The organism is Streptomyces sp. NPDC093094, assembly GCF_044754345.1.
Lineage (GTDB): Bacteria > Actinomycetota > Actinomycetes > Streptomycetales > Streptomycetaceae > Streptomyces.
Genome location: NZ_JBIVOX010000031.1, coordinates 12,318 through 39,291, shown reverse-complemented (window position 1 = coordinate 39,291; position 26,974 = coordinate 12,318). Strand labels below are relative to the sequence as shown.

General features: G+C 69.3%; 17 protein-coding genes. 2 read left to right on the top strand and 15 right to left on the bottom strand.

What is annotated here, in order from left to right; genetic code table 11:
* Positions 1-924 precede the first annotated feature (924 nt).
* The 7 genes from ACIQGV_RS37445 to ACIQGV_RS37415 form a co-directional block, all read right to left on the bottom strand.
* Positions 925-1,905: a phosphotransferase family protein gene (locus tag ACIQGV_RS37445; protein WP_402503413.1), complete on the bottom strand. Its 981-nt coding sequence runs from the start codon at positions 1,903-1,905 to the stop codon at positions 925-927.
* Between the two features lie 491 nt (positions 1,906-2,396).
* Positions 2,397-3,425 carry an ABC transporter permease gene (locus tag ACIQGV_RS37440; RefSeq protein WP_402503411.1) on the bottom strand — a complete coding sequence of 343 codons (1,029 nt, stop codon included), beginning with the start codon at positions 3,423-3,425 and terminating at the stop codon, positions 2,397-2,399.
* Positions 3,422-5,008, bottom strand: coding sequence for a sugar ABC transporter ATP-binding protein (locus ACIQGV_RS37435; RefSeq protein WP_402503409.1), 1,587 nt, complete (start codon positions 5,006-5,008; stop codon positions 3,422-3,424). Before ACIQGV_RS37435 ends, ACIQGV_RS37440 begins: the two co-directional genes overlap by 4 nt.
* 104 nt (positions 5,009-5,112) lie before the next feature.
* Complete coding sequence (locus tag ACIQGV_RS37430; protein ID WP_402503406.1) at positions 5,113-6,153, bottom strand: substrate-binding domain-containing protein; 1,041 nt, start codon at positions 6,151-6,153, stop codon at positions 5,113-5,115.
* A gap of 520 nt (positions 6,154-6,673) precedes the next feature.
* A complete protein-coding gene (locus ACIQGV_RS37425) occupies positions 6,674-7,903 on the bottom strand; it encodes an aminotransferase class V-fold PLP-dependent enzyme (protein ID WP_402503404.1) in 1,230 nt (409 codons plus the stop codon).
* A gap of 326 nt (positions 7,904-8,229) precedes the next feature.
* Entirely contained in the window at positions 8,230-11,676 is a 3,447-nt protein-coding gene (locus ACIQGV_RS37420; protein WP_402503402.1) for a carbohydrate-binding protein, read from the bottom strand.
* Positions 11,677-12,217: 541 nt separating this feature from the next.
* Entirely contained in the window at positions 12,218-13,021 is an 804-nt protein-coding gene (locus ACIQGV_RS37415; protein ID WP_402503400.1) for a DeoR/GlpR family DNA-binding transcription regulator, read from the bottom strand.
* A 395-nt stretch (positions 13,022-13,416) separates the two neighbouring features.
* Here ACIQGV_RS37415 and ACIQGV_RS37410 point away from each other — a divergent pair, with 395 nt between their 5' ends.
* A complete protein-coding gene (locus ACIQGV_RS37410; protein WP_402503397.1) occupies positions 13,417-15,453 on the top strand; it encodes an NPCBM/NEW2 domain-containing protein in 2,037 nt (678 codons plus the stop codon).
* 56 nt (positions 15,454-15,509) lie between these two features.
* Here ACIQGV_RS37410 and ACIQGV_RS37405 read toward each other — a convergent pair whose 3' ends face one another.
* From ACIQGV_RS37405 to ACIQGV_RS37380, 6 genes are all read right to left on the bottom strand, one after another.
* Entirely contained in the window at positions 15,510-17,816 is a 2,307-nt protein-coding gene (locus ACIQGV_RS37405; protein WP_402503395.1) for a right-handed parallel beta-helix repeat-containing protein, read from the bottom strand.
* 211 nt (positions 17,817-18,027) lie between these two features.
* The gene (locus ACIQGV_RS37400) at positions 18,028-18,966 is read right to left on the bottom strand and encodes a PmoA family protein (RefSeq protein ID WP_402503393.1); all 939 of its coding nucleotides are present in this window, start codon (positions 18,964-18,966) and stop codon (positions 18,028-18,030) included.
* Positions 18,963-20,078 (bottom strand): Gfo/Idh/MocA family protein, encoded by a 1,116-nt coding sequence (locus ACIQGV_RS37395; protein WP_402503392.1) that lies wholly within the window; start codon positions 20,076-20,078, stop codon positions 18,963-18,965. Before ACIQGV_RS37395 ends, ACIQGV_RS37400 begins: the two co-directional genes overlap by 4 nt.
* 106 nt (positions 20,079-20,184) lie before the next feature.
* Positions 20,185-21,489 carry an ABC transporter substrate-binding protein gene (locus tag ACIQGV_RS37390; protein ID WP_402503390.1) on the bottom strand — a complete coding sequence of 435 codons (1,305 nt, stop codon included), beginning with the start codon at positions 21,487-21,489 and terminating at the stop codon, positions 20,185-20,187.
* 97 nt (positions 21,490-21,586) lie between these two features.
* Positions 21,587-22,405, bottom strand: coding sequence for a carbohydrate ABC transporter permease (locus ACIQGV_RS37385; protein WP_402503388.1), 819 nt, complete (start codon positions 22,403-22,405; stop codon positions 21,587-21,589).
* Between the two features lie 70 nt (positions 22,406-22,475).
* A complete protein-coding gene (locus ACIQGV_RS37380) occupies positions 22,476-23,423 on the bottom strand; it encodes a carbohydrate ABC transporter permease (protein WP_402503385.1) in 948 nt (315 codons plus the stop codon).
* A 159-nt stretch (positions 23,424-23,582) separates the two neighbouring features.
* On the opposite strand from ACIQGV_RS37380, the gene ACIQGV_RS37375 reads away from it, so the two are divergent.
* Positions 23,583-24,617 carry a LacI family DNA-binding transcriptional regulator gene (locus ACIQGV_RS37375; protein WP_402503383.1) on the top strand — a complete coding sequence of 345 codons (1,035 nt, stop codon included), beginning with the start codon at positions 23,583-23,585 and terminating at the stop codon, positions 24,615-24,617.
* A gap of 34 nt (positions 24,618-24,651) precedes the next feature.
* On the opposite strand, the gene ACIQGV_RS37370 is transcribed toward ACIQGV_RS37375, so the two are convergent.
* The gene (locus tag ACIQGV_RS37370; protein ID WP_402503381.1) at positions 24,652-25,362 is read right to left on the bottom strand and encodes a cupin domain-containing protein; all 711 of its coding nucleotides are present in this window, start codon (positions 25,360-25,362) and stop codon (positions 24,652-24,654) included.
* A 922-nt stretch (positions 25,363-26,284) separates the two neighbouring features.
* A complete protein-coding gene (locus ACIQGV_RS37365) occupies positions 26,285-26,767 on the bottom strand; it encodes an ATP-binding protein (protein WP_402503379.1) in 483 nt (160 codons plus the stop codon).
* Between the last annotated feature and the right edge of the window lie 207 nt (positions 26,768-26,974).

Here is a 26,974-nt window from a genome sequence, read left to right as displayed (position 1 = left end):
CGTTCACGAGCGGTTGTTGCGGGACTGTATGCGGGCCGCCCAGAGGTGTCAACGCATTCGGCAAGGATCATGCGAAAGACCTGCACCCGCCCTGCTGCACAGGTCAGGGTGAGTGGAGCAGCCTCGATGAACGCGCTCGGAAGGTGCGACCAGGGAGCGCCATCCCTTCGGAGGCGGTGGCCGACGTCGTCATATGTCAGGGGATGTTTCTCGCCACGCTCCGCTCGCGTACCGCGGGCGCGGGTACGCGGACCGCTGGGCGGAGTTGCGTACCCGCCGGTCGTGGACGGTGACCTCGCGCGGAAGCGCAAGAGGCAAGAGGGCAGCGCGCCGGTGGCTCCGGGAGCGGCGCGGCTCGCTGGTGCCTCACGTCGAACCGTCTCGCGCGTGGTGGACGACATGCCGCGCATCACCGCCCTGACGGAGGCGAGGGTCCTCGATGCCGCCGGCGGCCGCGCCACCGTCCGAGCCGGTTCGGCCGCGGACTGCCGGCCTGGCCCGGGCCAGGTCCCGTCGGTGCCGGTCCGAGCCGTCAGCGCGGTGAGGGCACGCTCCCACGCGCCTGCCAGAGGTGCCGTCGACCGACGGCCGCCGACCCGCATCGGATCCGGCGAGGCGCGGTGGACGGCCTCGGCGCAGACGGCCTCGTCCTGGACGGCCGAGCGGTCCCGGCACACAGCCTCGACACCAGGGTGCCCGCAGCCGAGGCTCCAGGGTGGCGGCCTCGGCCCGGCCGGGACTGCGAGGCGTCTGCCCCGTCCCGGTATCGGTGACCGGGGCGGCGGCGGCCCGTTGCCACGTTGTCGGCGGCCCGGCACGAGAACCGGCCACGCCTGGCGGAATGCCTCGGCCCCGTCAGGCTGCGGGGCCTGACGGGGCCGGGGCCGGGCTTTCCGGCGGGCAGCCGGCGCCCCTTCGGGCTCCTCACACCAGGGCGCGGACCCGGGTGAGGCTCTCGTCGAACTGGCCGCGCCACATGGCGAGGTGGTCGGGGCCGTAGCCGCGGGGGCCGCACTCGACCACCAGGAGGAGCCCCAGGTACAGGTGGTAGAGGGCCAGGCGGTGCTCGAGCGAGGGGCCGAAGTCGAGGCGGCCGCCCGCCTCGGTGTAGCCGGCCACCAGGTCGGAGTCCGGGCTCGTGCCGCCGCCGAAGGCCAGCGAGACCAGTTCGGCGGCAGGGTCGCCCCAGAACGCCCGCTCGTGGTCGATGAGGCCCGTGATCCGGGGCCCCGCCGGGTCCACGAAGATGTTGCCCGGCCACAGGTCGAAGTGGACCAGCCGGGGCTCGGTGACCTCGGCCAGGGCCTGGCCGCCCTCGGCCACCAGGGTCCGGATGTCGCCGGGCGGCACGCCCAGCGGGGACTGCCAGCGGTCGGCGTCGTCGAGGAGCGCTTCCACCATGGAGGTGAACGCCGTCCGCCAGTCCGGGGCGGACAGCGCCGATTCGGCGGCCGGATACCCGAAGTGGCCGTGCTCCGGCGCAATGGTGTGCAGGCGGGCGGTGATCGCGCCGAGTTCACGGCGCAGGGCGGTGGTGTCATCGGGGGTGGGCCGGTCGCCCGCCTTGTCCCACGAGACACCGTCGAGGACCGAGAGGGCTATGAATTCCTCACCGGCAACAAGCAGTTCGGGGGCGGGCACGGCGCCGGCCGGGAGCTTCGCGAGCTGCCGGTAGACCATGGCCTCGGTGGCGAGGATGCCGCGCTCGTACCGAAGGACCGCCGCGCCGGGCGGCGGGGCGACCTTCACCACGGCGGGCCGCCCGTCGTCCAGGCGTACGCGGTAGACGCTGTTGAACCAGCCGTCTGTCATCTCGTCCTCCAGCCGGCATCCGAGGCCGGCATCGGCACGCAGCAGGCTGTCGAGTTGATCAGCGGTCAGATGTCGCTTGGTCAGGCTCTCCATGGCACTCTTCCGAACAGGGGTGTACCGACGGGGCACCCCGTGGGGGGCCCTCTGCCGGTGCGGGGTCCGGGCCGGGAACAAGGGGTCCGCAGCCGAAGACCCCGCCCAATGGGTGTGCAGGGGTGGTCCGGGCTCGCCGGTCGACATCAGCCAGGGGTGCGGGCTGCTGCCGGTGATGACGGAGAGACGGTGACGCAGCCGCGGAGACGAGCCGAGGACACCGGCGGGCTCGACCACCGCTTCATCGCGCCGCATCGTCCGGGCGTGCGTGCGAAGACGCCCGCAGGTCCGGGAAGGCGCCTTCCCCACCCGCGGCAGAGCCGCCCTCAGCGTCTGCTGCCCCGGACCGGACCGGCCGGGACAGCAAGCGGCCGGCCCCCGGCCCACCGCGCCCTCACCGGCCCCGTGCGCAGACGCATCGGGTGGGTGGGCCGGCCACCGGTCCGGATTCCTGGGTGTGGTCGCCCGCGCCGTGTGTGATGAGGGCGCGCTCAGTGGGGCAGTCCGACGGCGCGTTCGCCGTTGCGGCGCTGCTGGATGGTGACGGCGATGACGAGCAGGGCGCCCTGGGCGACGTTCTGCCAGAAGGTGTTGATGCCTTCGACGGTGAGACCGTTCTCCAGGCAGCCGAGGAGGGCTACGGCGAGGAGGGTGCCGCCGATGCCGCCCTTGCCGCCCTTGAGGGCGCAGCCGCCGAGGGCGGCGGCGGTGATGGCCTTGAGTTCGAGGCCCTCGCTGCCGGAGACGGGCTGGCCGGAGCCGGTGCGGGCGGTGAGCAGGATGCCGGCGACGGCGGCGACGACACCGATCAGGGAGTAGACGCAGATCAGGTACTTGTTGATGTCGATGCCTGCGAGGCGGGCGGCGGTGTCGTTGCCGCCGATGGCGTAGAGGTTGCGGCCGATGTCGGTGTACTTCAGCAGGATGTGGACGGCCACGGCGGTGAGGAGCAGTGTCCAGACCATCGCGGGCAGTCCGGCGATCTTGCCCCGGCCGAGGAAGACGAAGACGTCGTCGTTGAGGACGTAGCCCTGTGCGCGGCCGTCGGAGAGGAGCTGGGCGAGGCCCTTGTAGGCGGCGAGTCCCGCGAGGGTGGCGATGGTGGGGTTGACGCGGCCGTAGACGATGACGAGGCCGTTGACGACGCCGACGAGCACACCGACGCCGATCGCGGCGAGCATGCCGACGAACGCGTTGGAGCCGGTGCTGGTGAAGACCATGGCGCTGACGACGGAGGCGACTCCGACCTGGGAGCCGACGGAGATGTCGAGGCCGCCGCAGATGATGACGACGGTCTGGACGGTGGCCAGCAGGCCGGTGATGGTGGCCGCCTCGGCGATCACCTGGATGTTCGAAAGGCTGAGGTAGTTCTCGTTGAGGAAGCCGAACAGGGCCAGGACGGCGACGAGGGCGCCGATGAGGCTGAGGTTCTGTGCCCCGAGGGAGGCGAGGACGGGGGCGGTCCGTCTCTTCGTCACGTCGTGCTCGGCGGCGTCGGGGGGTGTGGTGGTGACACTCATGCGGATGCTCCGGCGGGGGGTGTGGTGATGCTGAGGTCATCGGCCATGGCGAGGGCGAGGATGGCTTCCTCGGATGCTTCGCGGCGGTCCAGCTCGCCGGTGATACGGCCGTTCTGCATGACGACGACGCGGTCTGCGAGGCCGAGGACTTCCGGGAGTTCGGAGGAGATCACCAGCACGGCGACGCCCTCCGCCGCGAGGTCGGCGATGATCTGGTAGATCTCGGCCTTGGCGCCCACGTCGATGCCCCGGGTGGGCTCGTCGAGTATGAGCACCTTGGGCTTGCGGGCCAGCCAGCGCGCGAGCACGACCTTCTGCTGGTTGCCGCCGGACAGCTTTCGGACCTCGTGCTCGATCGAGGGCGTCCGCACCCGGAGCCGGTGGGTGTAGTCCTGAGCGAGTTCGCGTTCGGCTCCGCGGCGCACGAAGCGGAACCGTCGCAGCCGTTCCAGGACGACGGTGGATGTGTTGTCCCGGACCGAGCGCTGCAGGAAGAGCGCCTGCGCCTTGCGTTCCTCGGGGGCGAGGCCGAGCCCCGCCCTGATGACGTCCCCGGGCCGGCCGGAACGCAGTCGCCGGCCGTCGAGGGTGACGGTTCCGTGGCGGACGGGCAGGTCGCCCGCGAGCGCGAGGGCGAGTTCTGACCTGCCGGCTCCGATGAGGCCGGCAAGGCCCACGACCTCGCCGGCGTGGACCCTCAGGTTGATACCGCGGACGTGGTCGGTGGTGACGTCGTGCACGTCGAGGACGAGGCGGTCGGTGGCGACGCGGGTGCGGGTGAACATCGTGGACAGGTCGCGCCCCACCATGAGTCGCACGAGTTCGCCGTCGTCGGTGGCGGCGGCCTCCTGGACGCCTGCCAGTGCCCCGTCACGCAGGACGGCGATACGGTCGGCGAGCTGGAAGATCTCTTTCATGCGGTGGGAGACGTAGACGACGGCGATGCCCTGGTCGCGCAGGTTGCGGATGAGGGTGAAGAGCGCGTCCACCTCGTGTTCCGACAGGGAGGAGGTGGGCTCGTCGAAGGCGATGACCTTGGCCTCGCCCGTGAGCGCGCGCAGGATCTCGACGAGTTGGCGCTGTGCGGGGGTCAGCTGCGAGCCGAGCAGGGACGGGTCGAGGACGTCGGCGAAATCGAACCGCCCGAGGTCACTGGTGATACGGCGGTTCAGCTCACGGCGGTCCAGGCGTCTGCCCGCCCGCCGGGGGAGGGAACCCGCGTACACGTTCTCGGCGACGGACACGTGCGGGATGATCTCGGGCTCCTGCGGAATGATCCTGATGCCGACGGCGCGCGCGTCGGCGGGGGACCGCAGTTCCAGGCGGGTGCCGTCCATCTCCACATGCCCCGTGGTCGGCTGGTGGTCGCCGGTGAGGATCTTCAGGAGAGTGGACTTGCCCGCGCCGTTCTCACCCATCAGCGCCGTGACCTGACCGGCGGGGAAGTCCAGGGTGACATCGCTGAGGGCTCGTACCGCGCCGAAGCGCTTGGTGACGGACTGGACGGAGATGCCTGCAGGAGGTGCTGTCCGGAGGCGGGCGGTGCCGGACGTGCCGTCCTGTGAGCGGTGCGCTTCGCTCATTCTGAGACCTCGGAGGTTGCGGGGTGGGGTTGGTGAGTCGCCTCCGGCCGGGAGCCCTGCCCGGAGGCGACCTGGAGCACGCGGAGCCCGGCAGTGATGCGAAGTCAGCCGCAGGTGACGCCGGCGCTCTTCCAGCTGGTGGCGTCGACCATGGTGGTGGGCGCGAATGCCTCGGCCGGGAACGGCTTGCCGTTCTTGAGCTTGTCGTACATGGTCTGTACGGCCAGGGCGCCGACGTCGTGGCCGTTGATGAACAGCGCGGCCTTCATGCCGGTGGGCTTGTCTCCGCCCCAGTTCTTGCAGGCGAGATAGGCGCCCAGGCCGACGCCGATGATGTTGTCGGCCTTGACACCGGCGTTCTCCAGGGCGGTCACGCCGCCCTGGACGTTCTCGTCGTTGCAGCCCCAGACGATCCAGTTCTTGACGCCGGCGTTCGCGGTGACGGTGGCCGCGACCTTGTCCTGTGCGCCGGTGGGTGTGTTGTCGGTGGCGACGTCGATCTTCCGGATCTTCGCTCCGGCCGTGGTCCTGAACGCGCTGTCGGCTGCCTCGACCCGGTCCGTGCAGACCGTGACGTCCTGCTTCCAGGCCGAGATGATCCGGGTGTCGGCGGGCTTCCATCCGGCCTTGACGTAGTCTTCGGCGGCGCGCTTGCCGACCTCGCCGCCCATCTGGGCACCGCTGAACCCGATGCGGGGCACGAGGTTCTCCTTGGCGCACTCCGCCGGGGACGGACCGGTGGCGCAGATCTGGTCGTCGGAGGTCAGCAGGGCGACGCCGGCGTCCTTGGCCGCCTGCACGACCTGTGGACCCACTGCGGGGTCGGGCACCACGACGATGAGGCCGTTCGACTTCTGTGCGACCGCCGCCTGGACCTCGCTCACAGCCTTGTTGGCGTCGTTGCCCAGGTTGACGACCTTGAGGTCGACACCCAGTTCGGCGGCCTTCGCCTTCGCCCCCTCGGCCTCGCCGATGAAGTACTCCTGGTCCCCCTGCTTCTGGAGGTAGGTGAGCGAGATCTTCCCCGTGACGGGCGGGGCGGACGCCGGGTCCGTACCCGACTCCCGCCCGGTGGAACAGGCCGTGAGGCCCAGGCTTACGCAGATGCCGGCTGCGGTCGCGATCCGTAAGCGTGAACGGTGCATGGGAGCCTCCCGTGTCGCGTGAGCGCGGGCCGCCAAATCAACATGACCGCCCAGAAACAATCGCTTTCAAACGAACTGCCGCACAGGTAAACGCCCGATCGAGGTGACTGTCAAGAACTCCGACCGAAGTGCCATGCTTCGAGATCGCACCGTAACCACCTTGTCGAGCAAGGAAGTTGACACGGAGACGGGTGTACGCGTCACAGGCCGAAACGCCTCACGCCTGCGGCCCGGGAGAGTCCGCGTTCATGGCGCGCGGACACCCGGCGGGCATTTGAGGGCGCGATCGCGGACGAACCCGCAGGCCCGCAGCGGGATCACGGCCCGGCGAGCCGACGGTGTCCGTCCGGCCCGGCACGCGCGGTCGAGCCAAGGACGGGCTTCAGCCCGGGCCGTGCCACCGGGCAAGGCAGCGGGGGCACCACCGGTCCGGCCGTCCCCAAGCAGCGACACGTCCGAACAGAAACCGACAGGCCGGCGGCGCGGCTCGACGGCGGGCCCCCCGCACGCCGCCCATCGGTCATTCCCGCGACCGCTTGCGCGACCACGCCCAGAGCGCGGGGACACCGCGCTCGGCAAAGGTCTCCAGATCGGCCGCGGTGTTGTAGACATGCGTCGACAGGCGCAGGTAGCCGACACCGCCGAAGCTGGTGAACGCCGCCGCCACCCCCAACTCCTGTGCCACCCGGTCCCGCAGGGTCTCGGCCTCCGCAGCGGTGGCGGCCAGCGGCGAAGGGATCCGCACCAGGCGCATGGCGTTGGCGGGCATGCCCACATCCACGCGGCAGTCGTCACCGGTCAGCTCCGACAGCGCCGCGCCGATGATCTCTTCACCGTAGTCGGCCAGTTCACGCATGTACGTCCGGGCGGTCTCCCAGCCCCACATCTCCTCGATGAAAGCCAGCGCGGCAGGGGTTGCGAGACAGCTTGTGGCATCGGCAGTCCCCGGAGAGTCGAAGCGGTCGGGGAAGGGGACTGGGGCACCCCGGGAGTCGATCAGCGGGAAGAGGTCCTCGCGCAGGTCGGTGCGTGCCACCAGTGCCGCCGTTGCACGGGGCGCGCAGCCGAACCTGTGGAGGTCGCCGACCCAGAAGTCGCAGTCCAGTCCGGACAGCGGATCCTTGATCAGACCTGGTACGTGGGCACCGTCGACGAGAACCGGGACGCCGAGCTTTCGGGCTTCCCGGGCGATTCGCCTCACCGGCATCCTCCGCGCGGTCACCGAGGTGATGTGATCGATGACCACGAGCCCGGTTGCCTCGCCCAGGCCCGCGGCCACGCACGCGTAGGCGGTGTCGGCGTCCGCGTCGAGGGGCACGTGCGCCGTGCGCACCTGCCCGCCCCAGCGCCGGGCGAGGCGTTGCGCCCCCATGCTCACACCGCTGTCGGCGTGGTCGGTGACCAGGATCTCACCGCCGGGCCGGGGCGGCACGCTCGCGTAGACCACGCTCCTGCCCGCGCCGGCGTCGGGCACGAGAGCGAGATCCCGCGGGGAGACCTGGAGGAAGCCGGCCACCGGCCTCCGCGCGGCAGCGACCCTTGCCGGCAGCGCCGCGAACCACCGACCGGGCCAGGCTTCCACCTGGCGGCGCAGCCGGTTCTGCTGCGTCTGAGCCACCAGCGGAACCGCTCCCCAGGAGGCGTGGTCCAGGTGCACGACCCCCAGCTGGAGCGGCCACGCGGCGGCCGCCGGCCTGCCGTCCGCCAACGCCAGGGGGCGGGGCGCAGGGGAGAGATCGGTCGTAGTCACGTGACTCCGTGTTCCTTGACATCAGACATGGACGTGGAGAGATGCGATGACTTGCTTGCGTCAGGTTCCGTGCGACAACGCCATCGAAGTCACCGACGAACCCGTGGAGTCGCCGACGCCGACCACCGGTTCCCTGCCGAGACCGCCCGGATCGGGAGCAGCCCTTCCGCACCCTTGCGTCCGCGATGCCGGTCCGGCGCTCGGCCGGTCTCCACCCGCGGGGCGGGCGCGCAGGGATGTACGCTCCCCCGAGCACCGGCCCCGGGCCTCCCCGTTCCTTCCCGGAGAGGGCGGCCGCGATGCCTGTCGGGTGGCCGTGGGCTGTCCTACGAAATGAACCGGATGTAGTTGAGCGCGATACCACCGGCCTTGAACACCAGGGTGATGTCGGTCGTGCCGGGCAGCGCCGCCATGCTGAAGGTCTGCGACGAGTACGCCTTCCAGTCGGTTCCCGTGCCGGCGAACGCCACGGTGCCGATGAGTTCACCGTCCGCTCCGCCCGCGCGGATCTCGACGGTGGCGGGCCGACCGTTCCCGTTGGCCCCGTTGACCTCTATCTGCCTCACCCCGGAGCCGAAGGCCAGCCGCTTGTAGGTGGCGAACTCGCCGCCGCTGATGCCTCCGATCGCAGTGGCGCTCGCGCCGTCGGGCGTCCTGCCGGACTCGATGGCGAACGCCTCGCTGCCGATGTCGTAGGTTTCGGCCTCCACCCTCGCGTAGGGATTACGCACCGGCCACTCGAAGAGTCGACCGAGCTGCGTCGCGGTCAGCTCGTCGAACTCAGGGTCGAACCCGGCCGATCCGACGTAGCGCACCACGCTGTTGAAGAGCTGCTTCACCTCGGGCGACCTGCCGTGGTCCAGGATGTCGAAGCTGCACACGAAGAGCGACCCCGGCCCGACCCGGGCCTCGAACATGCTGCCCAGCCGGTGATGCCGGTTGATGTGGTCGATGTTCTGTGCGATCAACGGCAGTTCGTGCGGCAGTTCGTCCACGACGAGAGCCCGCGAGCCCTTCATGAGGTGGTACCACTGGAAGTCGCTGAAGAACTCCGTGGGGAAGTCCGCGAACACCGGGTGGGTGCTCTCGACGTACATGCCCATCGTGTACGCCTCCTCCGTGTACGGCGTGCCGGTGCCGTCCCTGCCGGGGCGCCGGGGGCGGTCGTAGCTCGGCTGCCTGGTGTGGAAGAACTTGCTCCAGTAGTCCGTGCGCCATTGCACCCGAACGCTGCGCGGCATGTGCTCGGGGTCCGGGACCAGCAGGACGCGGCCGCCAGCGGCAAGGCGGTCCTTCGCCTCCTGGTCGAAGGCGCGGGTCACCAGCACTCCCGGTGGCGGCGTCGCGGCGGCCTGCCCCGGGTACACCCAGATGCTGTAGAAGTTCTCGCCCGTGAAGCCCTCGGTGCCCGCGAGACGCAGGACCATCTTGGTGGCCCTGGTGATCCCGGAGAGTGTGATGGCGAGCGTCCTGACGTCGGTGACCGTGCCCTGGCCGAGGCGGTGCACCGTGAACGAGCCGGAGGCGTGCACGGGGCCCTTCCGTGTCGTCACGCGGGATCCGTCGAGCGACTCGGTCTCGGGGCCGAGGGTCCACTCGATGCGCGCTCGCGGCAGTGTGCGCGGCCCGTAGTTGGCGATCGTGATGACAGGCTTGAGCGTCTCGTTGCTGCCGTAGACGTAGGTGTCGAGCCTGGCCATGAGGGAGACGTCGTTGTTGAACCCCTTGTAGACCGGGTTCGGCAGGCCGCCGCTTCTCTCTTTCATGAAGCAGTCGAGAATGCCGACGAGGGCGGTCCTCTGGCCGGGGAAGTCCTGGATGCTCAGCAGCTGGTAGCCGGCGAGTCCGGGGGTGCGGAGCGAGGTCTCCATGTCCGCCTTGTAGCCGAGAGCCGATACGCGTGCCGACACCAGCGCGAACTTGTGCGTCATGTCGCCGAGGCCGGCCTCCTCGGCGAACTGCTGGTACTTCCTCAGGTTGCGGGCGTCGAAGACGCCCTCGCGCTCGACGCCGCCCTCGTCGACGAAGGTGCCGCGGTAGTGGCGTACTTCCTCGTCGAAGACGGGGTACACCTGGTACTGGCCGATCTCGTGCGACATGATCGGCAGCCGGTAACCTGCGGTTCCCCGGGCGAAGGTGTAGGACGAGTTCGGCTGCCGTGCCTCGCCCTCGCCGCCGTCCGTACGGTCCACCTGGGAGAACGACAGCCTGATGTCGTCCTGCTCGGTGGCGAAGCTGGCCCAGTAGTCGTCTCCCGCATTGAGTGACACGGCCCAGTAGTTGGCGTTGGTGCCTTCCGCGTAGAGCCTCGTGGGGTCGAGTTCGCGCATGCGGGTGCGCAGCCTGTTCGACGCGTCCCGCTTCGCCCCCGGCCCGCTGTTGACCTCGTTTCCCCACGTCATCGCCACGTACGAGGGATGGTTGGCCAGGTAGGTGGCGATCAGCTCCGCCTCTTCCCGGCATGCCTCGTAGTAGTCGGCGAGGGAACCGCCGAAGTTGTAGAGCTCGGGCTGCATGTAGATGCCGAGCTCGTCGGCGGCGGCGAACGCCGCCTCCGGAGGCACCCAGGAGTGGAAGCGGAAGAAGTTGACACCGAGTTCCTGGGCCGTGGAGAAGAACTGCCGCCAGTCCGCCTTGGACATGTACGGATAGCCGGAGAGCGGGAACACGGCGGAGTTCGCCTCGCCGCGCAGGTAGGTGATCTTGCCGTTGATGGTGAAGTGCTGGTTCCGGGGCCCGCCGGTGGCGAAGTCACGCATCCCGAACGACGTGCTGTACGTGCTCGTGCCCGCCTTGACCGTCAGCCGGTACAGGTTCGGCCTCCACTCGCTCCACAGCAGCACACGGTCGCCCATGGGCATGTCGTAGCGGAAGGTCTCCTGTGACCGCGCGGGCACGGTGCCGCCCTGCGCATGTAAGGCGGGTGCGCGGTGCTCGGCGCCCGGCTCGCTGTTGTAGCTCTTCGCGGTGATCTTCATGCCCGGGAACGGCAGGGGCGCGTCCGTCATGTTCGCCATGACGACTTCCACGCGTGCGCTCCTCGCTGAGACATCGGGGTACACCCGGACGTCCCGCACCGCCAGATCCGGGACGGCCACCAGGAGGATCTTGCCGAGGATGCCGTTCCAGTTGGTCTGGGTCTCCTCGGTGTGCATGTGGCTGCTGGACATGAACCGGCGGAGGGTGTTGTCGACCTCGACCGATATGACGTTCTCCTTGCCGGCCTCGACACCGGACAGGTAGTACTCGTGCGCCACCCCGTAGGAGTTCGCGGTGTTGCGCGAGTTCTGCTCGACCCCGTTGATCCAGACGCGAGTCTCCTTGGTCCGTTCGAGCAGGAGGGTGATCCGACGCCCCGCCCAGGAGGAGGGAACGGTGAACGTCCGCTGGTAGAGCGCCCGGCCGACGTAGCCGTAGAGGCTGGTCAGCCGGTCGAGCGACGCGGACTCCGGCGGGGCCGGCACGCCCTTCTTGTTGGAGTTCATGGTGCCGGGCAGGAGCACGCCGTCGCCCAGCGGCCCGGCCGCGTCGCCCGCGGTGTACCCGCCCTGCTTGAACCCCCACCGTCCGGCGAGGGAAAGGGTCTCCCCCATGGAGTCACCGTATTCCGGCTCCTCGGCCAGGGCACCGGGAGCGCCGGGGAGCAGGGTGGGCTCGGCCGCCGCGAACGCCCTCCCGGGTTGGAGACTCAGTACGGCCAGGGCCGACGCACCGGCCGCCATGACGTGCCTGCGGCTTGTTCCGCTGGAGGGGATGTTCCCGGTCTCGTCCATCGAACAACCTCCGGTTGTTGTCGTGGGGGCCGCACTGCGCGTCAGCCGTGTCCGGATGGGCCTCGAGGTACGGCTCGGCCAGGCGCTCTGCCGGCAGTGGGGCGGTGCTTTGCTCGAAGGCGCAGCGGTACGTGAGGGGCGGAAGTGTGCGAGGTGGCGCGGCCGACCCGTCCCCTGCCTTGTCGGTCGCAGGACCGTACCCAGCAGGATGTCGCAGCTTTCCGGGGGATCCCTGGGCGATTCGGCAGGGCCGCGCAATCGCACTGCGCGGCAAGCCCAGGCGCAAAGTCAACATGAACGGACGAAGTCCATCTGAATTCAACTCGAACCGACGTGCTCGAAGCGGTATGCACCAACTGTGCACACAGCAGGCCCAGTTGAGGAGGTCACAGCGAGATGCACGCGCACGAAAGCCGCGCACCCGCCGACCCGCTCGGCGACGATCGGCAGGGCCTGACACGCGGACATCCCGGCGGGGAGTTCCGGGCCGCGGGCAACGGCCCTGCGGGGCGGTCGCCGGACCTCGGCGAGCCCGGGGACCTCAGTCGGCGACCACGAGCTCCCCGACCGTTCTGGAGAGGACCGTCTGCGCCGGGCCGGACAACTGCCTGTCGGTGACGAGGCAGTCGATCTCGTTCAGGGCGGCGAAGCCGCTGAGACCTCGGACACCCCACTTGCTGTGGTCCGCGACGACCACGACTCGGCTCGCCGAGGACACGAAGGCCCGGTTCGTCTGCGCCTCCGCGAGATTGGGGGTGGTCAGCCCCGCCTGCTCCGTCACTCCGAACGCACCCATGATCAGCAGATCGACATGAAGGGAAGTGATCACCAGGTCGGCGACGGGCCCCACAAGTGAGGCCGACGGAGTCGGCGATCCCCCGGTGAGGATCAGCGTGGGAGCGGCGACCGATGTCCGGTCGTCGGCGGTGGCCCGCAGCAGGTCGGCGACGGGCAGCGAGTTGGTGACGACCGTCAGGCGAGGCACGTCGAGAAGGCGGGCGGCGACCTGGTAGGCCGTCGTTCCCGCCGAGACGGCCACGACGCTGCCGGGCTGCACGCGCGCTGCCGCGGCCTGCGCGATGGACTCCTTCGCCGCAGATTCCCGTGTCGACTTGCTCGCGAAATCGGGCTCGTGTCCGGCCGCCCCTGTCAGGGCGACGGCTCCCCCGTGGACCTTCTCCAGGACTCCGCGGCGGGCGAGGATGTCCAGGTCCCGCCGGATGGTCATGTCCGAGACGGCAAGTCGGTCGACCAGTTCGGCCACTCGCACCGCTCCGTCTCGGCGTACCTTCTCCAGGATGAACTGGCGTCGCTGATCGGCCAGGAGTCCACCTGGGTCGGCCACTGGAACCCCACATCGCCTCGGACCGGTACGTAAGTTGAGCACGGGCCGTGGTCCCGGAAGGCGACCTCGGACCCTGCCGCCCTGCTCGTCTCCGATGTTCACGGCTGCCGGGCGGCGTGTCCAGAGGGGTGCGGGCCGCCGTTCCCACGTGCCGGTTTCGCCGGGATCGCGTCCCTCGACGCGGCGCCGACCGGGCGGCATCGCGGACGGCTCCGGCGCCCTTCGTCCCCGATGGACGCGGCTCCGCGGCACGACTTCGCAGAGCGCTCAAAATCCGACAACTAACATCATGGCTTTTGTTGGAAGTGTGGCGCTGGAACGGAAGACGTCCTACTGTCGGCGACGCGCTCTCCGCGCTCATCGCTGCCCTCCCACTCAGTCACGGAGGACCGTTCATGCGATCGTTACCCCCCATCGCCACTCGCAGAACTGCCGCAGGGCTGGCCTGCGCCCTGCTCGCCGGTGCTGTCTACACGGCCCCCGCGTCGGCCGCCGCCCCGGCCGGGACACCCCCTGCCGGCGGAACACACAGAGCCGTCGAGCGTGACGGACTGGCCCTCACTCCGCCGATGGGCTTCAACAACTGGAACTCGACGCACTGCCGGGCCGACTTCAACGAGGCGATGGTCAAGGGCATCGCCGACATCTTCGTCTCCAGAGGTCTGAAGGAGGCGGGCTACGAGTACGTCAACCTCGACGACTGCTGGGCACTGCCGCAACGCGACGCCGACGGAAAGCTGGTCGCGGACCCCGTCCGCTTCCCGGGCGGCATCAAGGCGGTCGCCGACTACGTCCACTCCAAGGGCCTGAAGTTCGGCATCTACACCAGCGCCGGCACCAGGACCTGCGACCGGCTCGGCTTCCCCGGCGGCCTCGGTCACGAGTACAGCGACGCGCGGCAGTTCGCCGACTGGGGTGTCGACTACCTCAAGTACGACAACTGCTCCAACCAAGGCGTCGACGCGAGAAAGCGCTACACGACCATGCGCGACGCCCTGGAGGCGACCGGCCGCCCGATCGTCTTCAGCATCTGTGAGTGGGGCGAGAGCAAGCCCTGGGAGTGGGCGTCCGACGTCGGCCACCTGTGGCGCACCACCGGCGACATCAACGACAGCTGGGGTTCGACTCTCTCGATCCTGAAGAAGAACCTCCCGCTCCACGCCTACGCCGGACCCGGCAACTGGAACGACCCCGACATGCTCGAGGTCGGCAACGGCGGCATGACCGACACCGAGTACCGGACCCAGTTCTCCATGTGGTCCGTCATGGCCGCGCCCCTGCTCATCGGCTCCGACCTGCGCAGGGCCGACGCGAAGACGTTCGAGATCCTCGGCAACCGCGAGGTCATCGCGGTCGACCAGGACCCGCTCGGCAGGCAGGGCAAGGTCGTCGGCTCCGACGGCGGCCGCTGGGTGGTCGCCAAGGAGATGGCCGACGGCAGCCGTGCCGTCGCCCTCTTCAACGAGTCCGACCGGCCGCAGCGCATCGCCACGACGGCGACGGACGTGGGCATGCCGCATGCCCGCGGCTACCGGATGCGCGACCTGTGGAAACACACCGACACCAGCATCGCGGGCACGGTCGCCGCGACGGTTCCCGCGCACGGCACGGTGCTGATCCGCCTCTTCGCCGACAGCGACTGGGCGTCCTACCCGCCTGCCCTGGAGGCAGGCCAGTCGCAGGCGTGGTTCGTCCAGGCCGGTGCGCCGGCCGAGGTGACCACCACGGTGACGAACCTCGGCCGCAGGAAGGCCAAATGGGTCTGGGTCGCCCTGGCGGGCCCCGCCGGCTGGGACATCGCCCCGACGTCGCCGGCCGCACGACAGGCACTGCCCGCGGGGAAGACACTGACGACGACGTGGAGCGTGAAAGCTCCGTCAGGAACCCGGCCGGGCACCTATGACGTCACATTGTCAGCGGCGTACTTGTCCCCCGACGGCGCCGGACGGGTGCAGGAACAGCCCCTGGCCGCCAGTGTCGTGGTCCGCCCTCCGGACGGTACCTCTTACCTCAGCGACACCCCCTGGCTGAGTGCGAGCAACGGATGGGGTCCCGTCGAGAAGGACCGCAGTGTCGGCGAGTCCGGAGCGGGTGACGGCGGACCGATCAGCATCGACGGCCTGCGGTACGCCAAGGGGCTGGGAGTCCACGCCCCGAGCGTCGTGGAGTACTACCTCGGCGCGGAGTGCTCCTCCTTCACGGCGACGGTGGGACTCGATGACGAGTCCGGCACCAGGGGGACCACGGCGTTCGAGGTCTGGGCGGACGGCCGCAAGGTGACGGCGACCGAAGTCCTGGACAACGCCGCTCCCGCCCAGCGGCTGTCCGCCGATGTCACGGGTGCCGACATCGTCCGGCTGGTGGTCACGGACGGAGGCGACGGGATCACCTACGACCACGCCGACTGGGCTGACGCGACCCTCAACTGCTGACGGACAGCCTGTGGGCGGGACCGGACACGGTCCCGCCCACAGATGTCGGTGAGCCGTCAGTGGACGATGACGTTGTTCACGAAGGCGCTGCCGTTGCCGGCGTTGGCGTAGAACGCCATGCGGGCGATGCCGGGGGCGCTGTTGCGGAAGGCCGCGTCGGTCAGGATGCGGCGGCCGTTGAGATCGAAGTCGAAGTTCTGCCGTGCCGTGTCGACCACGAGCTTGACGTGGTACCAAGTGCCCTGGGTGTAGGGCTTGACGACCTGGAGCGTGGTACCCGAGTACGCGACGATGTCGCCCTCGGAGAAGCCGACGCTGACCACCTGGGCGCCCGAGCTGTTGTACAGGTAGGGCAGGCCGAAGTAGTTGCGCTCGCCCGCACCGTCGTTGCGCATCACGTCGGCTTCGATGGTGACGGTCCCGGTCAGCGCTGTGGGGAAGGTGCGGCTGATACGGGTCCCCGTGGTTCCGCCGGCGTCCTGCCGCCGGATCAGCTGGACGCTCTTGTCGGTCGGGCCGGGGGTGTCGGACACCTTGATCTCGTTGCCGGTGGAGTCGACCGTCCAGCCGTTGGTCCCGTTCGCCAGTGCCCCGACGGGAAGGGCGTCGAAGTTGTCGCCGAAGAGGGTGCTGGAGGGCGGGTTGTGCTGAAGGGCCCCGATGTCGGGGACGATCGGCACGGTGGCACCGTTGTAGTCCACCCCGCCGTTGTCCGCGACGGTGGTGGCGGCGTTGACGGCGGGAGAGGCGACGGCGGGTCGCCAGTTGAGGCCGGCGCTCAGGAGGGGCCCCGTGGCCTGCGTTCCGGTGCCGCCCGCGGTGGGGTCGGCGAACTGCGGGTCCCCGATCACCTTGGCAGTGTGGTTGGTGGGCACGTCCAGGGTCCCGCCGTAGAGGTTGTTGTGGTACTTCACCTCTGGATCGTTCACCATCGAGGCGTTGGCGAACGTGGTGTGGAAGATGTTGTTGTCGAAGAGTGTCGTGCCGCCGGTCTTGTCCGTTCTGATCATTTCCGGCGCCGTGTTGTAGACCGTGTTGTTGTACACCTTGGTCGTCGAACCCGAGACGTTGGCCAGATGGACGGCCGCCTTGGAGTTGTTCGCGAGAACGTTGTAGCGGAACACGGCATCACCGAAGTGGATGTCGTCGTAGCAGGCGCAGGCGAGGATGCCCTCGACGTTGTGGTGGATGTAGTTGTACTGGACGACGGAACGCGTCGTGGCGATGTCGGTGTCGATGGCGTTCGCGTCGGTTCCGCCGCCCTTCACCGCGGTGCCGGTGACTTCGTTGTACTGCACCTCGACGTCGTCCGTGGCGAACAGCTCGATCCCTGAGGTGCCTACGCGGTCGACCAGGTTCCTTTCAACGTGCCCGTCGCTGATGCTGGTGAGATACATCCCGTTGGTGCCGTCGTCGGCGCCGATCTGCGTGAGGTAGTTGTTGCGGATCTTCACGTCGGTCGACGGGGCGAACACAGGATCATTTGGTGCGCACCTGGGCAGCCGGGCGGCGCCGGGAGCATCGCCCGTGGACTGCTTGAAGATGATCCCGGCGAACGAGGTGGCACGGATCGAGGAGTTCTCGATCGTCACATCGTTGAACACCGTCGCGGGGCCGGTCCGGCTCGGCAGGGTGGTCGGCCAGGTGGACGACTTGCAGTTCAACGAGGAGCTGAGGGTCGGCCCCTTCGAGCTGAAGACGATGCCACCGGTGTTCTTCGAGCGGTCCCACCCGTTCTGGTATGTGACTCCGGGCCGGGTGTTATTGGTGTCCCCCCAGATCCACCTGAGCTCGCCCGTGACGTCGTGCACGTCCACGGAGTCGATCACGATGTGGTCCAGAACCGTCCCGTTGTCACCACCGACATGGATGCCGCGGAAGTCACCGAGGTTGGTGCCGGATGTGACCGCAGGCGCCTTGTTGGACACGTCGAGGTTGCGGATCTCCCAGTACTCCTGGTTCCACAGCTTGACGGCATCCGGGACTGTTCCGGCCCCCGCGATCCTGGGCTTGGCGCCGGTGCCGTACTGATTGATCCGAATGGGGGCGGCGCCTGTGCCGGATCCCTTCGGCCGGAGCTGGCCGTTCCAGGAGTCGCCCGCCTTGAGGAGGATCGTGTCACCGGGCTGGAAGGTGGTGTCGTTGACGTTGACCAGCGACTGCCAGGGCGAGGCCGCGCTCGTGCCGGAGTTCTGGTTGCTGCCGGTGGAGCTGCTGACGTAGTACGTCGTACCCGCGCTCGCCGCCGCCGTCCGTGACATCACGGTGCCGCTGAGCGCGGCGGCGGAGAGGGCCAGGACGCTCAGCAGAGCGGCGGATGACCGTCCGGCACCCGCTGAGCGCCGTGGGAGAGTTCGTTTCATCGTGTCGTGCCTTTCAGGGGATGGGGTGAATCGGAAACCGCGTGCGACGCCTCCCGTCGGTGCGTGCCGACCGCGTCTGCGGCCGACCGGCGGACCGGGCTCTGACACGGCCCGGCGCGCCGGACGTCGGTGTGCGGGGGAACGGGTGGGCAGGAAGAGCTGCCGAGCGGGAAGTGTCAGGAGCCGCCGGACTGTCGTCGCCCGAGGGTGGTCAGGCTGGAGCTTCGGCAGCGGTCAGGACGTCCGGCCGCGCGAGCAGACGGCGTACGGCGTCGGCGAGTTCGGGCGCCGCGCTCGCGTCCGCGTCGGCGACGCCCACCCCGTAGCGGAACCGCACGGTCGCCCTGTCCTCGACGGTCAGTTCCTCGCTGAAGAACGGGGCGGGGTTGAGGCAGGCGAACTCCTCCGTGCGGGCGAACCACTGCGGAGGGTGATGGGGGTTGGCCGTGTCGTCGATCATGAGGACCAGCGAGCGCGCGTCCCTCTCGTCGTGACGGCCCTCGAAGGCCATCCATTCCATGCGCCGGCCGCGGATCTCGTCGCCTCCCAGGCCGTTCTCGGTCACCAGCCGCCCGCCGGTGAACGACCGCGGGCCTCGCCAGAACAGCCCGCCGTAGCCGGCGTTCTCCCGTCCCTTGGTGGTCGGCGACCCCATGACGACGTCCGCTCCGGAGACGTTCGTCATCCGCGTCTCGAACGTCAGCGCCCAGGCATGCGCCGAGATCAGGCTCGCCCGCAGCGTCCTGCGCTCCGTGAAGAACAGCTCGCCGGACTGGGTGATCCAGTCCAGGTCGTGCGAGAAAGTCGCCGTGCCCTCGCACCCGTCCAGGGCGACGATCCGGCGGTGCGCCTGGGTTCCGTTGTTCTCCAGCTGGACGTAGAAGCTGCCATGGACGTAGGTGGGGCCGCCCCAGAAGTTCTCCTCGCCGACGTGCGGCAGGGACCAGGCGATGCCCTTGTGCCACACGTGGTCGTGCGGCCGGAACAGGCTGACCACCTCTCCGGCCCGGGTGCGCAGAGGACTGATGTAGGGCTTGGGCGACTCCAGTCGAACGGTGTCCGGCCGGTACACGTAGCGGAACAGTTCGGTGCCGCCGTCCCGGACGGTGAGGGAGACACCGAGGTCGTGGCGGATCCCGAGCGTGCTCATACCAGGGCCTCCTTGACCCGCTGCCAGGGCAGGGCGCCGCCGTCCATGCTGCGCGTGAACGGGTCGCCGTCCGTCAGTTCGCCCGCGGCGACGGGAACACCGCGGAAGGCCGATGCGTACGTCGCTGCCGCGAACTCGAGCGTGCGACGGGCGTCCGGCAGGGACACACCGGGTTCCTGGCCGGTGTCCCAGGCATCGAACACGGACTCGATCTGGAGCCTGTGGCCGCTGGTGACGTCCTCCTCGTCCCCGTCGGCCCACAGGGCCGCGAGCTGCTCGTGACCGGGGGCCGGCGTGAACCGCCAGTGCTCCGAGCGGTAGCCGTAGAGGTGTTCCAGTTCGACCGTGGCGTGTTCGAAGTCGAAGCGCAGGCGGGACGTCTCGCGAGGGGACAGCAGGGAGTTGACCACCGTCGCGAGGGTGCCGCCGGCGAAGCGGACGGCGGCGACCGAGACGTCCTCGGTGTCCGTGGGCCTGACCCGGCGGTCGGCCAGGGCGGTGATCAGCGACCATGGGCCGAGGACCGAGAGCATCAGGTCGAACTGATGGATGCCGTGGCCCATGGTGGGGCCGCCTCCCTCGACGTCCCAGCGCCCCCGCCACGGCACTTCGAAGTATTCGTCGGACCGGTACCACAGGGTTTCGCAGGTGGCCACCAGCGGTCGGCCCAGAGCCCCCGCCTCGACCAGGCGGCGCAGCCGTACGGCCGCCGCACCGTAACGGTGCTGGAAGACGGTCAGGACTCTGGAGCCGGTCTGCTCCTGCACCGCAGCCAGTTCGTCCAGTTCGCGCAGGCTCAGCGCTGTCGGCTTCTCCACCAGGGCGGTGACCCCGGCCCGCATCGCCGAGGCGGCCAGGGGTGCGTGGGTATGCGGCGGCGTGCAGATGTGCACGAGGTCGAGTTCCTGGTTCTCCAGCAGCGTCCTCGGGTCGTCGAAGACGTGCGGCACGGAGAACCGGCCGGCGAACTCGGCGGCTCGGGTGGGGTCGACATCGGCGACGGCGACCAGCCGGGCGCGTTCGGACAGTCCGCTGAGCGCTTCGGCGTGGGCATGGGCGATACCGCCGGTGCCGACGATGGCCACGCGGTACGGCGGCCGTGTGCTGGGCATGGGTGGTTTCCCTCTCTCGGTGTCCGATCCGCACATTCGCGGTGGGCTTCCCCAGGGACAGCGGAGCTCCAGGTCAGACGAAGGCGACAGCCCCTGGGGAAGGCGGTCACTTGGCCGCGTCGACCTCGCCCTGGAGCTCCTTGACGAATGCCTGCGCGGCGGCTTCGGGCGAGGTCTTCTCGAAGTAGACCTCCTGGGTGTAGCGCTGGAGGGCGGGTTCGATGCCGCTTGCGCCGTTGGGAGTCACCACCGGCGGCCTGCCCTGGAGCACCCCGTGCATGAAGTCGGCTGCCGCCTTGTCGGGCCCGCTCAGATTCAGCTGGAGCCGCGCGAGCATCTGCTTGTTCGCCGGGATCCCGCGCTCCGTCCTGAGGATGCGCGCGGCCGTAAGGTCGTTGAGCAGGAAGTCGAGGAACGCGGCCGCCTCGGCGGGGTGTCGGCTCTGGCTCGAGACCGCCCAGTACATGGAGGGCTTGAGGAAGTTCGCCTCGGTGTCGTCGGCGTGGGGCAGTTGCAGCAGCTTCAGGTGGGCGCTCGTGGCCTCCTGGAGCGCGGTGAGCTGAGTGTTGTACGCCGTCGTCATCGCGGCCTTGCCGGTGGCGAAGCTGCCGGCGGTGACTCCGGCGGTCAGGTCTTCGACCATCGTCGACGCCTTGACGCCGGCCCCGGAGGAGATCAGGCCGAGACCGTACTTCCACATACCGGCGAGCGCCTCGGGCTTGAGCGAGACGTTGCCGTCCTTGTCGAAGACCTCGCCGCCGTGCTGACGGGCCCAGTACTTGATGTCGCCGGCGTAGAAGCCGGGGGCGGCGGAAACGCCGTGGATCTTGCCGCCGCTCTTGTCCGTGAGTTCCTTCCCGATCCTGGCGTAGTCGTCCCATGTCCACTTCGTGTCGTCGGGGACGGCCACGCCGTACTTCTGGAAGAGGTCGGTGTTGATCACGACGGACGAGACGCCGAGGCCGATGGGAAGCGCGTACTGCGTTCCGTCGATCTGCCCCGTGGCCAGGGCCTCACGGTCGAACATCGAGGTGTCGAGAAGCTTTCTCGCCTTCCCGAGGTCGAAGAGCGCGCCGCGGTCCGCGTACGACGCGAGATACAGCTCGTCCATCTGGACGACGTCGGGCGAGTCCTTGGCCGCGGTCGTCGTGGCGAGGGCGTCCCAGTATCCGTTCCAGTCCTTGTACTGTCCCTTGACCTTGATGTCGGGGTACTTCTTCTCGAATGCCGCGATGGCCTCGTTGGTCAGCTGGGCGCGGCTGTCCGAGCCCCACCAGGTGACGCGGAGGGTGACGCGGTCGCCACTGAGCTCGTCGGCGGAGCCGGCGCCGCTGCCGGAGCAGGCGGTCAGTGCGAACGAGAGGGTGAGGGCCGTTCCTATCGCGACGCGGCTGAGCGGGCTGATGCTCATGCTGTTCTCCTGTGCGTGATGTGTAGGGGGATGGCTGCGGCGCTCCCGAGCGGTGCTCGCTCGTTCGCTGCCGTCCGCACGGCGGTCGGTCCCGTGGTCACTTGCCGCCGGTGGTCGCGATGCCGCGCAGCAGGAAACGCTGTCCGGACAGGAAGACGAGGAAGACGGGAGCGAGTGAGACGACGCTCATGGCGAACACCGAGCCCCAGTCGGTCGCGGTCTGCTGGTCGACGAACGCGCGCAGCGCGAGAGGCGTGGTGTATCTGTCCGGGTCGGTCAGATAGATGAGCTGGGAGTAGAAGTCGTTCCAGGTCCAGATGAATGTGAAGATCGCGGTGGTGGCCAGCGCCGGGACCATGAGCGGCAGGATGACCTGGAAGAAGATGCGTGCGTGCCCGGCGCCGTCGATCCGTGCGGCCTCGTCGAGTTCGCGGGGGACGCCTCGGATGAACTGCACCATGAGGAAGATGAAGAAGGCATCGGTCGCCAGGAACTTCGGCACGATCAGGGGCAGGAAGGTGTTGACCCAGCCGAGTTCCGAGAACAGGACGTACTGCGGCACGATGATCACGTGAACCGGCAGCATGATGGTGACGAGCATGGTCGCGAACCACAGGCGCTTCGCCCGGAACTCGAGCCTGGCGAAGGCGTACGCGGCCAGGGAGCAGGCGAGGAGATTCCCGAGGATCGCGCCGGTCACGACGATCAATGAGTTGATCATGTAGTGACTGAACGGTCGGGAGAAGGCGCTCCAGCCGTTGGTGTAGTTCTCGAAGTGCGGTTGTGTCAGGGCGAGTCCGGCACTGCGGAAGATCTCGCTGTTGGGTCGCAGGGAGCTGACCAGCATCCACAGGAGGGGGTACAGCATCGTCAGAGCGCCGAGAAGCAGCAGAAGGTGCTTGAGGGGCTTGCGCACCGCCCACCTGATCCTGTGCGCCGCTCGCGGGCGGTCGACGGGCAGAGGGCGCGGTACGGCCGCGGCGCGGTCAGTCATCATAGAAAACCCAGTACTTCGAGGCCCAGAAGTTGACGGCGGTGAAGGCGGCGACGACGAGGAGCAGGACCCACGCGAGCGCGGAGGCGTAACCCATGTCGAAGTGCCCGAATCCGCGTTGGTAGAGGTACAGCGAGTAGAAGAGGGTGGAGTCGGCGGGCCCTCCGGAACCGCCGGAGACCACGAACGCCTGGGTGAACGTCTGGAAGGCGTGGATGATCTGCAGCACCAGGTTGAAGAAGATGATGGGTGTCAGCAGCGGAACGGTGACGCTGCGGAACTGACGCCATCGGTTCGCGCCGTCGACGGAGGCCGCCTCGTAGAGGGAGGCCGGGATCTGCCGGAGTCCGGCAAGGAAGATCACCATGGGCGAACCGAAGGTCCACACGTTCAGGACGACGAGGGTCGACAGCGCCGTCCCCGGCTCCGAGATCCAGCCCCGCCCCTGGATGCCGACGACGGCCAGGGCCTCGTTGACAAGGCCCTCGGTCCCGAACATCGCGCGCCACAGCACGGCGATCGCCACGCTGCCGCCGATCAGTGACGGCAGGTAGAAGACGGAGCGGTAGAAGGCGAGGCCACGCACTCCCCTGTCCAGCAGCAGGGCGAGACCGAGGGCCATCGCCAGTTGCAGCGGTACGGAGACCACGACATAGCCGAACGTCACCTGGAGCGACTTGTGCAGGCGCTCGTCGGAGAGCATGCGCGTCCAGTTGTCGAGCCCGCTGAACCGCGGCGGCTGCAGCAGGTTGTAGTCGGTGAAGCTGAGGTAGAGCGAGGCCAGCATCGGGCCGAGTGTGATCGCGAGGAGCCCGGCGAACCAGGGCAGCAGGAAGAAGAACGCCGCCTTGTTCTGCTGCGGCGCGCCCCGTCGGGACCCACGCAGTCGGCGTAGTTCGTTGATGGAGCTCACGGCACTGCTCCCTTTGAGTGGCGGCATCGGCACACAGCGGTGCGGGGCCGTCCCGGCCCGCACATCAACAGATCGTGAACGTTCACGTTCTGGGTGGGCAGGACCATAGTGAACGATCACTTTTTGCGTCAAGAGTGTGTACTCTCTGGCTTCACCGGAACGTCGGGGGAAAGCGGAGGCAGAGGGATGGACGGCGCTGAGAAGGCGCGACGACGGCCGACGATCACCGATGTGGCGCGACTGGCCGGCGTCTCACCCCAGACGGTCTCGCGGTATCTGCGGTTCGGCGGCGGCCTGAAACCCGCCACCCTGCACCGCGTGGAGGGCGCGATCCGCGAACTGGACTACCGCCCCAATCTCGTGGCGCGCTCCATGCGCACCCGGAAGACCGGCCGACTGGCGATCCTCATGCCCGCCATGGCTTTCAACCCCTCACGCATTCTGGCGGGAGCCAGTGCGACCGCACACGCCGCAGGCTACTTCGTGGACTCGGTGGGCGCCGCCGGCGGCATCCGGGCGAGGACCGAACGCCTCCTGGATCTCGCCGACTCCGGGCAGTTCGAGGGCGTCCTCTCTCTCGCCCCCGTACTCCCCTCGACGAGGAACGGACTGCGCCAGAGGGCGAACGTGGTGATCTCGGCCGACTTCGACGACGGGATGCGCGGCATCGGGGAGCTGGCCGACGCCACTCCGGTCGTCCACCTGATCGAGCACCTGGCGGCGCTCGGCCACTCACGGTTCCTCCACGTGGCGGGCGACAGCCGGTTCGCTTCCGCGCAGGCACGCAGACAGAGTTATCTGGACACGGTCGAACGCCTGGGACTGGAGTCCGTCGGGGTGTTCGACGGCGACTGGTCCGGCGAGTCCGGCATGGAGGCGATCCGGTCGCTCCCGACCCGTGCCCGGCCGACCGCGGTGATCGCGGCGAACGACCTCGTCGCCGCCGGCGTCGTACGCGGCGCCCGGGAACGCGGCTGGGACGTGCCGGGCGACATCAGCGTGACGGGTTGGGACAACGTCGGGGTCGGACAGTTCATGACGCCGTCCCTGACCACCGTCGACGTGGACCTCGAAAGGCTCGGCGGCCGGGCCATGGCCGAACTGATCGCGGGTTTGAGGAACACCCCTCCCGAAACCGACAAGGAGTCCTTGTTCCGGATCGTCTGGCGGGAGTCGACGGCCGAGCCGCCCCCAGCCGAGCGCCCCGGCCGCCGGCGATGACCCGGCCCCGGCGCCGCCGCTCTCCTGCTCGACATCAGTTCTCGTACACGTCCAGCCGACCGCACATCCCGAACTTTCCCTGCACGGAAGGCTGTTGCGACCTCACTGCGGCATCCTTGAGATGCGGGAACTCCCCCTGCTCCAGCTGGTCGAGCTGCAGCCCGGTCGCCCTGACGGCGGCTTCGGCACCTCGTCGCCACCGCTCGCGCCACTCGGCGATGCGCGGCCGGACCAGCGCGACGGCCGCACGATGGAACGCGGCCAGGGCCTCCGGCCCCTCGGCCTCCCGCAGTGCCCGGAAACCCTCGAGGGCGAGGTCCCGCCGGGCGCGGGCCAGGCGCTCCTGCTCCGCTTCGGGAACGTCGGCCGGGACGGCGGCGGCGCGGGCATATGTCTGCGGATCGGTCAGGTACTCCGGCGGCAGCGTGAGGACCGCGTCCCCGGCCTCCGGCAGCCCGCTGTTCTGCATGAGAACGATGATCCGCAGGTCGCCCTCATCGACCAGGCGGTGGATGGTGCCCGGAGTGAACCGGGCGACCGTACCTGCCCGCAGCGGAGTGGCCTCGAACCCGGACGTGGTCAGTGTCTGCACGACGCCTCGTCCGCCGGTGACGACGTATGCCTCGGAGCACGCCAGGTGCATATGAGGAGTGCCGCCGCACCCTCCGTCGACGGCGGGCCAGTCGTAAACCGACAGGTGAGAAACGGCGACGCCTCCGGGCAGCCCGGTGTCGTGTGCGGTCATGATCTCTGAGTACTCCCGCTCTCTTCAGGAAGCGCTTGCTACATCTGTACGGGCCACGTCTTCCGGCCTCGCGCTCCAGTCCTGCTTCGCGATCTCGTCGCGGATCCAGCTGGAACCAGGTACCGCCACCGCGCGATCACCGGGGGTTGCGCGGACTCCTGAAGACCGTGCGGCGGCCGCAGGCCATGGCGTAGAACCTGCCCGCCGACGGGCGACGTTCGACCAGGTAATGGCCCGGACAACAGGCAGATTCAGGCGACCTGAGCTCCGGGCCGCAGCCCGCGCCCAGGAGGTGATGCGCAGGACGTCCCGGGACGGGAGCGGCCTGGAGGGTCAGGCCGACGAGCCGGCCCGGTTGCGGCCCGAGAAGGCCAGGCCCGAGAAGGCCGAGAAGGCGTGGCAGTCGGAACGCGAGATCCTGCGCCGGGACTTCGTCTCCGGCCACCGCGCCGGCTTCGGCGCCGAGCAGATGTGTCGAGTCCTGGAGTCTCCCGCTCCGGCCGCCGTCGACACCGGGCGCCGAAGAAGCCCGCACCGGACGCCTGGCCCGCGAGGCGGCGGTTGCCGAGATCCGTGCCGTCCGCGCCGCGCACCGCGGCGCCTGGACCATGTCCCGCCATGTGGTGCAGGGGATCAAGGGTTACGCGTTCCGGTACGAGGCCCCTGACGCTCTTCGCGGCGGCAGCCCACGAGGCGCCCTGCTGGGGCGAGTTGAACTCCCGGTCCGGTGCAACCACCGTCTCCGGCCTGCGGATTCCGGTGCCTTGATCCACCACACCACCTGGCAGGACGCCATCGGTGCCTGCGGCGCCCCGCGCGTTTGCTGCCGCGCCACCGCGGCGTGGACGTGTCGGCTCCCCCGCCACCGGTCGCCGGCGCGGGCGGTCCGCGTCGGCCCGGGCGTGCCCGGTCGGCGTTCTTTTCACGGGTTGCCGCCCGACACTGCAGCAAGTGATATCAGCGGGTCGACGCGCAGCAGCGACTTGACGACGGTTCCGGTGGGGCCCGTTGCGATCGAGAGCCGGTCGGTGAGTGTCCGGACCAGGTCCAGGCCGCGGCCGCACACAGCCCCTTCATCGGCCGGACTGTGCCGGCGATCGGTTCTCGTGCGCCAGGTGCCGCGGTCGCTCACCGAGATGATCAGACCGTGCTTCTCAAGGCTGACCAGGACCGCCACCGAGTGGCTGCCGCTGTGCATGACGGCGTTGGTGACCAGTTCGCTGGCGACCAGGCACGCCGTGTCACGGAGGTCCTCCGACAGGCCGAGACGCTGAACGCAGTGCGCCACGAAATGCCTCAGTGCCGGCACGCAGGCGGTACTGGTGACGGCGCTGCAGGCCGCATGAGCAGAGATGTGTGTTTCCGGTCGTGTCCGGCTTGACGGGGCGAGCGTGAGAGCAGTCATGTCGGTCTCCGCGGTGCGCGTCTGCGGTGCGCTTCAGCTGGGGGGAACCCGGCGCTCCCTTTTGTGGGGCGCCGTCGGCGCATGCCCGCAAAGGGAACTCTCCGAGCTTCTCGCAGTAACTGCTGGGGCCGGGCCGGCGGGCGCGGAGGTCTGGGACAGCGCCAAGCGCCTGCGTCTGCCGGCAGCCGGGGTGGAGCTGAGTTCGGG